The sequence below is a fragment of the Pseudomonas persica genome (assembly GCF_900291015.1).
Taxonomy (GTDB): Bacteria; Pseudomonadota; Gammaproteobacteria; order Pseudomonadales; family Pseudomonadaceae; genus Aquipseudomonas.
In genome coordinates this window covers 1-278 of the sequence record NZ_OLKL01000026.1, presented here as the reverse complement: position 1 = coordinate 278, position 278 = coordinate 1, and the positions used below count along the sequence as shown (strand labels likewise).

1 protein-coding gene is annotated in these 278 nt (G+C 68.7%); it reads left to right on the top strand.

The features are described 5' to 3' along the window. A partial coding sequence (locus FQ664_RS13015) for an FAD-binding protein (RefSeq protein WP_144172272.1) occupies window positions 1-278 on the top strand: 278 nt, incomplete at both ends.

Genomic DNA, 278 nt, shown 5'->3' with positions numbered 1-278 from the left:
GATCAAGCCCGCGCCGCTGGTGCGGTGGATTCCCCCGAGGCCATTCGCACCTACCTCAGGCAGGTCATCGGCGACGGCTATGCCCCCGCGCTGGTCGACGCCTTCATCGAGCATGGCCACCAGGCGCTGCGCTGGCTGGAGCAGAACACCGAACTGCGCTACGCCCTGCGCCCGCATTCGCCGGACTACTACCCGGACGCCCCCGGTGCCACCCAGTTTGGCCGGGCGCTGGAGATGGTCGAGTACGACGGCAGGCAGCTCGGCTCGCACTTCAAGGA